General features: G+C 42.3%; 8 protein-coding genes, 1 tRNA gene and 3 rRNA genes. 1 reads left to right on the top strand and 11 read right to left on the bottom strand.

What is annotated here, in order from left to right:
* Window positions 1-107: 107 nt before the first annotated feature.
* The 11 genes from rrf to dnaA form a co-directional block, all read right to left on the bottom strand.
* A 5S ribosomal RNA gene (rrf, locus tag DESGI_RS00060) occupies window positions 108-222 on the bottom strand.
* 128 nt (window positions 223-350) lie between these two features.
* Window positions 351-3,298 (bottom strand): 23S ribosomal RNA (locus DESGI_RS00055).
* Window positions 3,299-3,374: 76 nt separating this feature from the next.
* Window positions 3,375-3,451, bottom strand: a tRNA-Ile gene (locus DESGI_RS00050).
* 102 nt (window positions 3,452-3,553) lie between these two features.
* Window positions 3,554-5,084 (bottom strand): 16S ribosomal RNA (locus DESGI_RS00045).
* Together the 16S, 23S and 5S rRNA genes with 1 tRNA gene alongside form the textbook arrangement of a ribosomal RNA operon.
* 487 nt (window positions 5,085-5,571) lie before the next feature.
* Window positions 5,572-7,998, bottom strand: coding sequence for a DNA gyrase subunit A (gene gyrA / locus DESGI_RS00040; protein ID WP_006522167.1), 2,427 nt, complete (start codon window positions 7,996-7,998; stop codon window positions 5,572-5,574).
* 174 nt (window positions 7,999-8,172) lie between these two features.
* A complete protein-coding gene (gene gyrB / locus DESGI_RS00035; protein ID WP_006522168.1) occupies window positions 8,173-10,074 on the bottom strand; it encodes a DNA topoisomerase (ATP-hydrolyzing) subunit B in 1,902 nt (633 codons plus the stop codon).
* Between the two features lie 33 nt (window positions 10,075-10,107).
* Window positions 10,108-10,341 carry an extracellular matrix regulator RemB gene (gene remB, locus DESGI_RS00030; protein WP_006522169.1) on the bottom strand — a complete coding sequence of 78 codons (234 nt, stop codon included), beginning with the start codon at window positions 10,339-10,341 and terminating at the stop codon, window positions 10,108-10,110.
* The gene (recF, locus tag DESGI_RS00025; protein WP_006522170.1) at window positions 10,341-11,441 is read right to left on the bottom strand and encodes a DNA replication/repair protein RecF; all 1,101 of its coding nucleotides are present in this window, start codon (window positions 11,439-11,441) and stop codon (window positions 10,341-10,343) included. Before recF ends, remB begins: the two co-directional genes overlap by 1 nt.
* The gene (locus tag DESGI_RS00020) at window positions 11,442-11,669 is read right to left on the bottom strand and encodes an RNA-binding S4 domain-containing protein (protein ID WP_006522171.1); all 228 of its coding nucleotides are present in this window, start codon (window positions 11,667-11,669) and stop codon (window positions 11,442-11,444) included.
* Window positions 11,670-11,675: 6 nt separating this feature from the next.
* Complete coding sequence (dnaN, locus tag DESGI_RS00015) at window positions 11,676-12,791, bottom strand: DNA polymerase III subunit beta (protein ID WP_006522172.1); 1,116 nt, start codon at window positions 12,789-12,791, stop codon at window positions 11,676-11,678.
* Between the two features lie 135 nt (window positions 12,792-12,926).
* Window positions 12,927-14,264 carry a chromosomal replication initiator protein DnaA gene (gene dnaA / locus DESGI_RS00010; protein ID WP_006522173.1) on the bottom strand — a complete coding sequence of 446 codons (1,338 nt, stop codon included), beginning with the start codon at window positions 14,262-14,264 and terminating at the stop codon, window positions 12,927-12,929.
* Window positions 14,265-14,637: 373 nt separating this feature from the next.
* Here dnaA and rpmH point away from each other — a divergent pair, with 373 nt between their 5' ends.
* Window positions 14,638-14,772 (top strand): 50S ribosomal protein L34, encoded by a 135-nt coding sequence (gene rpmH, locus DESGI_RS00005; protein WP_015617888.1) that lies wholly within the window; start codon window positions 14,638-14,640, stop codon window positions 14,770-14,772.
* Window positions 14,773-14,815 lie beyond the last annotated feature (43 nt).

Genomic DNA, 14,815 nt, shown 5'->3' with positions numbered 1-14,815 from the left:
AATAAATCATTATACTTTAGCTTGCCAATCTAACATGTATGGTATCCTAAAATATATTTTTAAACAACGACCCCCCGGCACATAACCAGGGGGTCGTTTAAAATTAATTCCGGCAACGACCTACTCTCCCAGGGCAAAAGCCCAAGTACCATCGGCCTCGAAGAGCTTAACTTCCGTGTTCGGGATGGGAACGGGTGTATCCTCTCCAGTATGGTCACCGGAAAACTTTATATAAAATTGTTAGGAAGCTAAAGCTAATTTTCAGATGCTTGGGACCTTCTGATAGCTTAGTTCCCTCAAAAATGCACAGCTTAGCAAGTTTATCACCAAGTAAAACGATCACCGAAAATCAGGTCAAGCCCTCGACCTATTAGTACCGGTCCGCTGCACACATTGCTGTGCTTGCACGCCCGGCCTATCTACCTGGTAGTCTACCAGGGGTCTTACTCCATTAACTGGATGGGAAACCTTATCTAGAGGGGGGCTTCGCGCTTAGATGCCTTCAGCGCTTATCCCGGCCGGATTTGGGTACCCAGCGCTACCGCTGGCGCGATAACTGGTACGCCAGTGATCCGTCCATCCCGGTCCTCTCGTACTAGGGACAGCTCCTCGCAAGTTTCCTGCGCCTGCGACGGATAGGGACCGAACTGTCTCACGACGTTCTGAACCCAGCTCACGTACCGCTTTAATGGGCGAACAGCCCAACCCTTGGGACCTACTACAGCCCCAGGATGCGATGAGCCGACATCGAGGTGCCAAACCTCCCCGTCGATGTGGACTCTTGGGGGAGATAAGCCTGTTATCCCCGGGGTAGCTTTTATCCGTTGAGCGACGGCTCTTCCACGCGAATGCCGCCGGATCACTAAGCCCGACTTTCGTCCCAGCTCGACCTGTATGTCTCGCTGTCAAGCTCCCTTCTGCCTTTACACTCTGTGCGCGCGATTTCCAACCGCGCTGAGGGAACCTTTGGGCGCCTCCGTTACTCTTTGGGAGGCGACCGCCCCAGTCAAACTGCCCACCTGACACTGTCCATAACCTTGATTCAAAGGCTCGTGTTAGAATTTCAATATCACAAGGGTGGTATCCCAACGGTGGCTCTGCCAAAACTGGCGCCCTGGCTTCTCAGCCTCCCACCTATCCTGTACATGCAATACCAAAATCCAATGTCAAGCTGCAGTAAAGCTCCACGGGGTCTTTCTGTCCTGTCGCAGGTAGCCGGCATCTTTACCGGCACTACAAGTTCGCCGAGTCCCTCGTTGAGACAGCGCCCAAATCGTTACGCCTTTCGTGCGGGTCGGAACTTACCCGACAAGGAATTTCGCTACCTTAGGACCGTTATAGTTACGGCCGCCGTTTACTGGGGCTTCGGTTTAAAGCTTCGCTTGCGCTAACCTCTCCCCTTAACCTTCCAGCACCGGGCAGGCGTCAGCTCCTATACGTCATCTTGCGATTTAGCAGGAACCTGTGTTTTTGGTAAACAGTCGCTTGGGCCTTTTCTCTGCGACCCCTTCATGCTCCAGTTGGATAACTTTCACATTAATGGGGTACCCCTTCTCCCGAAGTTACGGGGTCATTTTGCCGAGTTCCTTAACGAGGGTTTTCTCGCGCGCCTTAGGATTCTCACCCCACCTACCTGTGTCGGTTTGCGGTACGGGCACCTTATAGCCTCGTTAGAGGTTTTTCTTGACAGTTTGGGTGCAGCCACTTCGCTACTTATTTTCGCTCCCCATAACCTCTCAGGCTGTATGAACTGCGGTTTTGCCTGCAGTTCGCCCTACGGGCTTGGACGCGCTTTTCCAACCGCGCGCTTGGCTTGCCCTCCTGTGTCACCCCATCCTAATAGCGGCTTTAAGGTGGTATCGGATTCTCCACCGATTGTCCATCGCCTACGCTTTTCAGCCTCGGCTTAGGGCCCGACTTACCCTGGGCGGACGAGCCTTCCCCAGGAATCCTTAGGTTTTCGGCGGGCAGGATTCTCACCTGCCTTTGCGCTTACTTATACCGGCATTCTCACTTCCCATTAGTCCACTACTCCTTACGGTATAGCTTCAATCCAATGGGAACGCTCCCCTACCAATTCATAATGAATTCCGCAGTTTCGGTATCGTGCTTGAGCCCCGTTACATTTTCGGCGCAAGGTCACTTGACCAGTGAGCTATTACGCACTCTTTAAATGGTGGCTGCTTCTAAGCCAACATCCTGGTTGTCCGGGCAACCTCACATCCTTTGCCACTTAGCACGATTTAGGGACCTTAACTGGCGGTCTGGGCTGTTTCCCTCTCGACTACGAATCTTAGCACCCGCAGTCTGACTCCTGTACTTTAATAGCCCGGCATTCGCAGTTTGATTGAGTTCGGTAACCGGTGAAGGCCCCTAGCCCATTCAGTGCTCTACCTCCGGGTATTTTGTACAAGGCTAGCCCTAAAGCTATTTCGGGGAGAACCAGCTATCTCCGGGTTCGATTGGCATTTCACCCCTACCCACACCTCATCCACCGCCTTTTCAACGACGGTTGGTTCGAGCCTCCACGAAATGTTACTTCCGCTTCACTCTGGACATGGGTAGATCACCCGGTTTCGGGTCTACTTCAGCGTACTATTGCGCCCTATTAAGACTTGCTTTCGCTGCGGTTGACGGCCTTTGTCAGCCTTAACCTGGCACGCTAAATGTAACTCGCCGGTCCGTTCTACAAAAAGTACGCCATTACACGTTAAATAGTGCTATGACTGATTGTAAGCGTACGGTTTCAGGTTCTATTTCACTCCCCTCCCGGGGTGCTTTTCACCTTTCCCTCACGGTACTTGTGCGCTATCGGTCGCTAAGGGTATTTAGCCTTGGAAGGTGGTCCTCCCTGATTCCCACGGGGTTTCACGTGTCCCGCGGTACTTGGGATGCTCTCTAAACTCGTTGCCTTTTCGCCTACAGGGCTGTTACCTTCTGTGGCCCGCCGTTCCTGGCGGGTTCGGCTAAGGCTATTAGTCCGCTTTCGAGAGTCCCGCAACCCCTATTTTGCACGCAAAATAGGTTTAGGCTGGCCCCGGTTCGCTCGCCGCTACTTGGGGGTTCTCGGTTGATTTCTGTTCCTCCGGCTACTTAGATGTTTCAGTTCACCGGGTGCCCTTCTTATGCCTATGGATTCAGCATAAGATGTTACCTCGTTACAGGTAACGGGTTGCCCCATTCGGAGATCTACGGATCTATGCCTGCTTGCGGCTCACCGTAGCTTTTCGCAGCTTACCACGTCCTTCTTCGGCCCTTAGCGCCCAGGCATCCACCGTACGCTCTTGTTAGCTTGACCTTTATGGTCTCGGCGTCTTGTATTTTTTACCTGTGCTTTTACTTGCTTGCTTTCGCTGTGCAGTTTTCAAGGAACATGGTGGGCCTGGGTGGACTCGAACCACCGACCTCACGCTTATCAGGCGTGCGCTCTAACCGGCTGAGCTACAAGCCCCCAATTGATGGGACATAGTCCCTCAAAACCAAACAGTGCTTTATGAGATGACCGACCTAGGATTATCGATGTTCAATACTTGAACTTCGAGTATCTCCTTAGAAAGGAGGTGATCCAGCCGCACCTTCCGATACGGCTACCTTGTTACGACTTCACCCCAATTACCGACCCCACCTTCGACGGCTGTTTCCTTACGGTTAACTCACCGGCTTCGGGTGTTGCCAACTTTCGTGGTGTGACGGGCGGTGTGTACAAGGCCCGGGAACGTATTCACCGCAGTATGCTGACCTGCGATTACTAGCGATTCCGACTTCATGCAGGCGAGTTGCAGCCTGCAATCCGAACTGGGACCGGCTTTATCGGGTTCGCTTCACCTCACGGCTGCGCTTCCGTCTGTACCGGCCATTGTAGTACGTGTGTAGCCCAGATCATAAAGGGCATGATGATTTGACGTCATCCCCACCTTCCTCCGTTTTGTCAACGGCAGTCCCTTTAGAGTGCCCATCTCTACATGCTGGCAACTAAAGGTAGGGGTTGCGCTCGTTGCGGGACTTAACCCAACATCTCACGACACGAGCTGACGACAACCATGCACCACCTGTCTTCCTGTTCCCCGAAGGGAAAGATCATGTTTCCATGACGATCAGGAGATGTCAAGACCTGGTAAGGTTCTTCGCGTTGCGTCGAATTAAACCACATACTCCACCGCTTGTGCGGGCCCCCGTCAATTCCTTTGAGTTTCAGCCTTGCGGCCGTACTCCCCAGGCGGGGTGCTTATTGCGTTAACTGCGGCACTGGGGGGGTCGATACCCCCAACACCTAGCACCCATCGTTTACGGCGTGGACTACCAGGGTATCTAATCCTGTTTGCTACCCACGCTTTCGCGCCTCAGCGTCAGTTACAGGCCAGGGAGCCGCTTTCGCCACTGGTGTTCCTCCCAATATCTACGCATTTCACCGCTACACTGGGAATTCCACTCCCCTCTACTGCACTCAAGCCCGACAGTTTTAGAAGCAGGCTATCAGTTGAGCTGATAGGTTTCACTTCTAACTTGTAGAGCCGCCTACACGCCCTTTACGCCCAGTAATTCCGGACAACGCTTGCCCCCTACGTTTTACCGCGGCTGCTGGCACGTAGTTAGCCGGGGCTTCCTCCAAAGGTACCGTCATTTGTTTCTTCCCTTTGGACAGAGTTTTACAATCCGAAGACCTTCGTCACTCACGCGGCGTTGCTCCGTCAGGCTTGCGCCCATTGCGGAAGATTCCCCACTGCTGCCTCCCGTAGGAGTCTGGACCGTGTCTCAGTTCCAGTGTGGCCGGTCGCCCTCTCAGGCCGGCTACCCATCGGTGCCTTGGTAGGCCGTTACCCTACCAACTAGCTAATGGGACGCGGACCCATCCAGTAGCGGTTTGCACCTTTCTTCATCAGATTATGCAATCCAATGAACGTATCCGGTATTAGCACCAGTTTCCCGGCGTTATCCCAGGCTATGGGGCAGGTTATCCACGCGTTACTCACCCGTCCGCCACTAGGTTTAGCTAAAAGTAAACTTTCGACTAAACCCCGTTCGACTTGCATGTGTTAAGCACGCCGCCAGCGTTCGTCCTGAGCCAGGATCAAACTCTCCATAAAAGTTTATGGTGCGGGGATGTTCTCCTGCTTGTTAGGCCTGGTTGAACCAGACGCAGGACTGTCCCCGTTTGTTTCATAGAGTTTAATCTTTGCTCGCTTTAATGAATTACTCGTTTCTTGCGTTTGCTATTAGCTTGCGCTTTTAGCTTTGCTTGACGAGGTTTGGTTTGTTGAACTCATCGTTCAACTTCCATCTCTTTGCACTGTTTAGTTTTCAAGGACCTTTAGTTTATTTATATCGCCATTACGGCGACGTGTTAAATTATATCGTTTAGAAGCGTTGATGTCAATATAAAATTTATTTTTTTTATCGCCGCTTGCAACGACTTATTTATATTATCATTCAAAGTAATGCATAATCAAGTTAAAAATTATGGCATCATTACCATTTATAAAGACTTTATTAATATAGCACAGGCCATATTTCACTGTCAACAATACACACAATAAAATAAACATCATAACACATAAAAAAAAGCGGGTTAAATTAATCTTCCCCGCTAATTACTTTAGCCACTGCTACCACATGATCACCCTCACCCAGTTTCATCAACAATACTCCCTGGGTAATTCTACCAAATAAAGATACATCGTCGGCTTTAATCCGAATCATTATACCATCCGCACTAATCATTAATACTTCGTCTTCGGGTTTAACCACTTGCAATGATACAACAAGACCATTTCTCTCTGTGCATTTTATATTTATTATTCCTTTACCGCCTCGAGTTTGAGTTCTATATTCATTAATTTTAGTTCGTTTACCATATCCCTTACTGGTTACTACCAGTAATTCAGAATCTTCACGTATCAAATCCATGGATACAACTTCATCGTGTTCATTTAAAGTAATTCCCTTAACACCCCTGGTAACTCTACCTGTGGAACGTACATCTTCCTCGGAAAATCTTATAGCTAAACCATTTTGAGTGCCGATAATAATTTCCACTGTGCCATCTGTTAGTAAAGCATTAACTAGCGCATCACCATCATCCAAATTAAGTGCTTTTATACCATCCCTTTTGGTATAACCATATTCATTTAGGGGTGTTTTCTTAATAATACCACGGCGTGTAGCCATAAGTAGATAATAATCATTATCAAATTCTCTAATGGGTATAACCGTAGTTATATATTCATCTTTATCTATATAAAGCAAATTAACGATAGCAGTGCCCCGTGCCTGGCGACCTGATTCTGGAATTTCGTATCCTTTTAACCTGTAAACTTTGCCTTTATTTGTGAAAAATAAAAAATAATGATGGGTGGTGGCAATAAATAAATGTCGTAAAAAATCATCGTCCTTGATACCCATAGCATTAATGCCACGTCCACCCCTTCTCTGACTATGATACGTGTCCAGGGGCATTCTTTTTATATAACCCTGATTAGTAATTGCAATCACAACATCCTCTTCGGATATTAAGTCTTCATCTTCCACATCAATACTTTCACTGGAAATAATAGTGCGGCGTTTATCCCCGAATTTATTTTTAATAGCTATTATTTCCTCTTTGACAATACCCAGAACCATTCTTTCATCTGCTAATACCGAGCGAAGGTAATCTATCTTTTTAATCAACTCTTTATATTCAGCTTCTAATTTTTCCCTTTCCAGGCCGGTCAAGCGATGTAAACGCATATCTAAAATTGCCTGGGCCTGTTTTTCAGAAAAATTAAATCTATTCATCAGCCCTTCTCTGGCTGTATCTGTATTTTTGGAACCACGGATAATCTTAATTACCTCATCCAAGTTAGCCAGTGCTATACGTAGTCCCTCTACTATGTGGGCTCTTTCCTCTGCTTTGTTTAATTCGTATTTGGTACGCCGTACAATTATATCCTTTTGGTGCTCGAGATAATGATGCAACACTTCCTTCAAATTTAAAACCTTAGGTTCACCATTAACCAGTGCCAGCATTATAATACCAAAAGAATCTTGCATTTGAGTATGCTTGTATAATTGGTTCAATATCACCTTGGGATTTGCATCCCGGCGCAACTCAATAACAATACGCATACCATGCCTGTCTGATTCATCCCTTAAATCAGAAATACCGTCAATTTTTTTATCTTTTACCAGTTCGGCAATTTTTTCTATTAAACGTGCCTTATTTACTTGATAAGGTAACTCAGAAACAATTATGCTGGTTTTTTTACCGTTATCCTCTATTTCTGCCTTGGCTCTTACCTTAACTGTTCCTCTGCCGGTTTTATATGCCGAGCGTATACCATCCCGTCCCATAATAATAGCACCGGTGGGAAAATCCGGTCCTTTGATATGTTTCATTAAATCAGCAATATCAATCTGTGGGTTATCTATAAGCATAACAAAACCATCTATAACCTCGTTCAGGTTATGAGGTGGAATATTGGTTGCCATACCAACGGCAATACCAGCAGAACCATTAACAAGTAAATTGGGAAAACGGGAGGGTAGAATAACAGGTTCCTTACCGCTTTCATCATAATTAGGTATAAAGTCAACCGTTTCTTTATCAATATCAGCTAGTAGTTCAGTGGTAATTTTAGATAAACGGGCTTCCGTATAACGCATAGCCGCTGGTGCATCGCCATCTACTGATCCAAAGTTACCGTGCCCGTCTACAAGGGGGTAACGAGAAGCAAAATCCTGGGCCAGCCTCACTAAGGTGTCATAAATGGCAGAGTCACCGTGGGGGTGATACTTAGCCATTACTTCACCGACTATATATGCTGACTTACGGTGCGGTTTATCCGGGGTTACACCAAGCGTATGCATAGCATAAAGAATTCGGCGGTGCACAGGTTTCAAGCCATCCCTTACATCGGGTAAAGCCCTCCCCACAATTACGCTCATGGCATAATCCAGGTAAGAGTGTTTCATTTCCTCATTTATATCTATAGGTATAACTTTTCCGGTTAAAGCAGGCAATACAATTCACCTCAAAATTAAAATAAAGTCAACATTATTAAGTATAGTTGCCGAATTTATCAATGGCAATACCTTAATTTGGTGGAGATAAAACCACAACCGATTAGCTACAGATCAACTTTTTAATTTATAAAAAAACGGGAAATTAATTCCCGCCATACTGATATAAAGCAATCATATATCAAGATTTCTCACTGCACGGGCATTATTCTGAATAAACACCCGGCGTGGTTCCACTTTATCCCCCATAAGCATGGAGAATATTTGATTGGCCTCAATAGCATCCTCCAATTGTACTTGTAAAATAGTGCGAGTGTCAAAATTCATGGTGGTGTCCCAAAGCTGTTCCGGGTTCATTTCTCCCAAACCTTTATATCGTTGTAAAGATATTCTATCACGCCCAACTCTATTTAGCAGTTGTTCTAATTCTTTATCATTATAAACATAGTACTCTTTTTTTTCTTTACGCACTCGGTATAATGGTGGTTGAGCTATATAGGCATACCCATTTTCAATTAACTGTCGCATATAGCGGTAAAAAAAAGTAAGAAGTAAAGTACGAATATGAGCCCCATCCACATCTGCATCAGTCATAATTATTATTTTATGATAACGGGCTTTTTCAATATTAAAATCATCGCCAATTCCCGTGCCCAGTGCTGTTATCAAAGCCCTTATTTCTTCATTGGATAATATTTTATCTAACCTTGATTTTTCAACATTTAATATTTTACCACGCAGTGGCAGTATAGCCTGGTAGCGCCTGTCCCTACCCTGCTTAGCCGAACCTCCGGCCGAATCCCCTTCCACAATAAATAACTCACTTAAAGATGGATCCCGCTCCGAGCAGTCAGCTAGTTTTCCTGGTAAAGTAGAACTTTCAAGGGCGGTTTTACGCCTGGTCAACTCTCTTGCCTTACGGGCCGCTTCTCTCGCCCTGGAGGCATTAATTGATTTTTCCAGTATCTTACGAGCTACACTGGGGTTTTCTTCTAAAAATGTACTGAGATAATCAGAAACCACAGCATCCACAATACCGCGTACTTCACTGTTGCCCAATTTGGTTTTAGTTTGCCCCTCAAACTGTGGCTCAGGCACCTTTACGCTGATAATAGATGTCAACCCTTCGCGTATATCCTCACCAAGCAGGCTTGATGAACCATTTTTTAAGATATTGTATTTTTTTCCATAATCGTTAATAACTCGGGTTAGGGCTGTTCTAAAGCCAGTTTCATGGGTACCACCATCTATTGTGTGTATATTATTTACATAAGAAAATAAATTTTCCACAAACCCATCGGTATATTGAAAAGCCACCTCAACCATAATCTGGTCTTTAGTATCCTCAAAATATACGGGTTTGTGTTGAACACTTTTATTTTTATTTAAATACAGTACAAAATCCCTAATACCGCCACTATGCTGATAAACACACTGTTGTTCGGTACGTTCGTCAATAAATGTGATTTTTACTCCTTTAGTAAGAAAAGAAAGCTCTCTTAGACGCTGCACCAATGTATCTTGACTAAATTCCAATTCCTCAAATATTTCCGGATCGGGTTTAAAGGTCACTTTGGTCCCTGTATTTTTAGCTTTACCTATTGTTTTTAAACTGGTTACAGATACCCCTCTTTCGAAGCGCTGGTGATATATAAAACCATCTCTGCGCACTTCAACCTCAAGCCACTCCGACAGAGCATTGACTACTGAAACACCTACTCCGTGCAAGCCGCCACTTACTTTATAACCACCACCGCCAAACTTGCCACCGGCATGCAATTTGGTCAGCACTACCTCTACTGCGGGTAGACCCATCTTGGGGTGAATGCCCACAGGAATACCACGACCATTATCCACCACTGTAACTGTATTATCATGGTGTATAATAATATCAATTTTATCGCAATATCCCGCCATAGCCTCATCAATACTGTTATCAACAACTTCATAAACTAGGTGGTGAAGCCCCCTGGCACTAGTGCTGCCAATATACATGCCAGGTCTACGCCGAACGGCTTCTAATCCTTCCAGTACTTGAATTTCTTCTGCACCATACCTGGTATTATTATCCAACAAGGAATATCCTCCGTTTCTGTTTATTACATAATTTTATAAGGCCCGTTTTTTTAATGTGGTGCAAGAAATTGGTGACAAATATATTTCACTACCAGTTATAATATAGGTTTTTTCTTTACCTGGTTCCGATATATTAACAATAAAACCTTCATCCTTGGCCATATCTAAAAATTCACGCGTGATAGCAGAAGATTGGGACCTGATATCTAAAATAGCTACTATATCCTTTTTAGGAACAATAACGTCCCCGCCAAGGTGTAAAAACATCAAATAACCTCCCTCAACACACCGTTATTTATTAAGTATACCCTGTTTGCATAATGGCTAATTTTAGCAACAGGTGTTGTTGTTGTAATAAAGGACTGGACCTGGTTGTTAATCAGCATTAATAAATAATGCTGACGCTGCTCATCCAATTCCGTAAGAACATCATCTAATAAAAATATGGGATATTCACCGTTCTCATTATAAAATAACTGTATTTGGGCAGTTTTTAAAGCCAATACAATAGACCTTATCTGACCTTGTGAAGCATAATAACGGGCATCTTTATTATTTATTAGAAAACAAATGTCATCCCGGTGTGGACCAAAAATAGTTTGCTTCTTATATAATTCTTCCCTTTGCCTGGTTTTTCCTTCAGTAATAAATTCCTTAATAATTTGTTGGATATCGGTTTTACCAGTTATATTTAAAGTTGATAAATATTTCATTTCTAGCACTTCGTGACCGCCCGCTATATCTGCATATATTTTCCGAACCAGCGGTATATATTTTTTTAGAAGCCTGATACGACCTGCCAATAACTCGGCACCATATTGATAAAACGATTCATTCCAAGTTTGGAATGAATCGTTGTTTATCCCTCCGGTGCGCAATAAATAATTTCTTTGTTCCAATACCCGGCGATAATGTATTAAATTTCGCGAATACAGCGGATCAATAATACCGATATCATAGTCAATAAAATCCCTTTTTCCAGAAGGGGGACCCTTAATTATTTGCAGGTCATCAGGCTTGAACAAAATAATACCATAACGTCCAGGTAAGGACTTGCGCTTTTCTTCGGTACCATTAACAAATATTTTTTTCATACCATCATGGTTAATGTGTAGAGATATGTCCATGGTTGTATTGTTTAATTGATATGTTGCTTTGATAAATGAACTTTTTTTACTATACCAATTAACAACGTTGCTACCTTTTCTCCTAAATGAATAGCCCATACCACTAAAAAAAACTGCCTCTAATAAATTTGTTTTTCCCTGGGCATTTGAACCAGTAATGAAATTTATACCTGTATGAGGTTCCCAGTGTAAATAATTGTAATTACGAAAATAATTGATATTTAAATTCTTTAAAATCAATCATAAGTCCTCCATTTGAGAAACTACAACAAAAGAGCCTATGTTTTCCACGTCAACTAAATCACCATCTTTTAATTTACGAGATCTGCGGTTTTCAGGTATTCCATTCACACGTACCATGTTATTTAAAATATAATATTTACTTTGTCCTCCGGTTGAAGCAACATGGCACCATTTTAAAAATTGATCAAGTTTTATTTGTTTATTTATAAAAATTTTATTAACCATTTAATATCATCCTTGAGATACGGCCGGTACAAGAATGGAAAAGTATCTATCATCACCAACAGGTTTTAATAGAGATGGGCTGTCTTGGCCGCTTAATTTAATAATAACTTCATCATTATCGATTGATTTCAAAACATCAATAAAAAATCGCACATTGAAACCAACGTCCAGGGGATCCCCAGAAAAATTAGCATCCAATTCTTCCCTTATTCGGCCGGTTTCAGTATAAAAGTAAATCATCATTCCGTCAGGCTTAAAGTTTATATTAAATACATTTCTTTTAGTATTAACCAGTAGAGAAACTCTTTCAGCAGCTTCCAACAAATTACTTACAGATGTTCTTACTTCACAAATATAATTTTCAGGTATAACAATCTTATAATCAGGAAACTGACCGGCAATAAGTCGTGACATTATACAAATATTATCAATAACAAAAAACACTTTATTCTCTGTGACGTATATATAAAGATTATCATCGATGGATTCTAATATTTTAAAAAGCTCATTAAGAGTTTTACCAGGTACGATAATATTTATTATTTGGGTTAAATCCGGTGACATATCCAGGTCTTCTTCGTATAATGCTAGCCTTCTTGTATCTGTTGCAACCATGGAAATAACACCCTTTGAAGAAACCTGAATATTAACTCCTGTGAACACAGGTCGGTGCTCTTCGGTAGAAACAGCAAAAATTACATGTTTTATCATATTCTTAAATTGACCCTGTTTTAATACCAGGGTAGGCTTGTCCGGTAAAGAGGGAAACACTGGAAATTCATCAGCGGGATAGCCATTTAATACTACTTCCGAGTCACCATACATAAATGTTGTGGTATTGCTGGATATATCACACTTAACGTTTATGTCCACATCTGGTAATCGTGTAAATAAATTTGCTACATATTTAGCTGGGATAGCAGTTGCTCCACTTATAATTGTAGATACGGGCATGGTACAGCGAATGCCAAACTCCAGATCAGTGGATGATAAAAATAATAGATTATCTTTAGTTTCGAAGTACAGACAAGTGAGCAGTGGCATTGGGCTGCGTTGGGAAACTGCCTTTTGGGCTGTCTGTATCAAGGTATTTAATTTTTCTCTGGGGGCAGTAAAATGCATAATAATCACCTTAATATAATAAAATAATAAGTTAGTAACAGTTATAGTAGTAGTTGTGAATAAGTGGATAAGTACTAATAAGTCAATGATAGTCCATTATGAGCCAGTTAATAAGGTTGTTAGTAACAACAGGTTTTAATTCTGTTTAATGTTATCAATTAAATTTTTAATTGATTGGGATAGGGTGGTGTCGTTGGCTACTTCAGCGGCGATTTTATCATGAGCATGGAGTACTGTTGTATGATCTTTTCCACCGAATTTATTACCTATTTGAGGTAATGATTCTGTGGTTAATTCGCGGCATAAATACATGGCAATTTGTCTGGGATAAGCAATGGCCCGGGTTCTCTTTTTTGATTTCAAGTCATCAAGCTTAATATTAAAATGGCCGGCTACTTTTTGTTGGATTAGCTCAATGGTAATTTCAACTGGTTTTTTATCTGGTAACATATCTTTCAATATTTCTGCAGCCTTATCCTTATCTATTATTTCATTATTTAATGAATTATAGGCGGTTACTCTAATTAAAGCACCTTCTAGTTCCCTGATATTAGAATGAATACGATCAGCAATAAAGGTTATTACTTCGTCAGAGACGGTAAGGTTTTCAAGTTTTGCTTTTTTTTGTAGTATAGCAATTCTGGTTTCGTAGTCAGGTGGTTGGATATCTGTAATGAGACCCCATTCAAAACGGGAGCGAAGCCTGTCCTCTAGAGTAGGTATTTCTTTGGGAGGACGGTCACTGGATATAATAATTTGCTTATTAGCTTCGTATAAAGTGTTGAATGTATGAAAGAATTCCTCCTGTGTTGCTTCCTTACCAGCTAAAAATTGAATATCGTCAATGAGTAAAATGTCAATACTACGGTATTTATTTTTAAATTCAACTGTTTTTTCTTCACGTATTGCTGAAATGAGATCGTTAGTGAATTTTTCTGAGGTAACATAGGCAACAATATAGTCATTACTGTTATGCTGCCTGGCGTAGTGACCTATGGCGTGCATTAAATGTGTTTTTCCCAGCCCAACACCACCATAAATAAAAAGTGGATTATAACCTTTGGCTGGTGATTCAGCTACTGCCAGGCAAGCTGCATGCGCAAATCTGTTATTATTGCCTACTACATAGTTTTCAAAATTATATCTTGGATTAAGGATGGAGTATTTTAAATCGCTTAATTCTTCAGTAAGTCCGCTGTTGGTATTCGATTGGTGCATCTCATCCTCTAGGATAAATTGGACTGTAGTTTTATCATTGGTTATATCTGAAATTATTTCGCTAAAAAGGAGTGCGTAATTGTTATTAAGCCAGTCCTTTGAAAATTGGTCAGGTACCCCAATATAAAAAATATTGTTTTTAATGGCAATAGGTTGCATCGTATTTATCCATGTTGAATAAGACTGGGGGGTTAATTTATTTTTAATTTTGCTGATGGTTTTCTTCCATATAGAATTTATATTATTAGAGCTCAATGGCCGGTCCCCCTCAGGATAATAAAATTTTTATAATAACAATTTACACACAGACTTATGCACATGCTGTGGATAAGTCTGTGTGTCTTAGGGCTAAGAAAAATGATACCAAAACTTAATAAGCTATTCAATAAAAATTGTACCCTGGATAAGTATCCAATAAATTGAAATATATGTAATTTTTTAAACAATTTCCACAGTTCCCACAGCTAGTTATTAACATGCTGTGTAATTCCAGTATATACTATAATAAGTAATACTGCAAAACCATTGCTTGACTCAAAATAAGGGCATACTATATAATGAGAACATACGCCTATAATTTTCCATATTTTTGGTAATCTAACAAGTGGTAAGGGGGATGCTGTCTTAAATGAAAAGAACCTATCAGCCAAAGAACAGGCAAAGAAAGAAAGTCCATGGCTTTTTAAAAAGGATGTCAACTAAAGCAGGGCAGAATGTTATCAAGAGAAGAAGGCTAAAAGGAAGAAAAAAGCTCTCTGCGTAAGGCCGCTTGATAAAGTGGCCTTTTGCTAATGTATAAGGATAAA

The sequence above is a fragment of the Desulfoscipio gibsoniae DSM 7213 genome, assembly GCF_000233715.2.
In the GTDB taxonomy this organism is placed as follows: domain Bacteria; phylum Bacillota; class Desulfotomaculia; order Desulfotomaculales; family Desulfallaceae; genus Sporotomaculum; species Sporotomaculum gibsoniae.
This window is presented reverse-complemented; position numbering and strand designations above follow the sequence as displayed.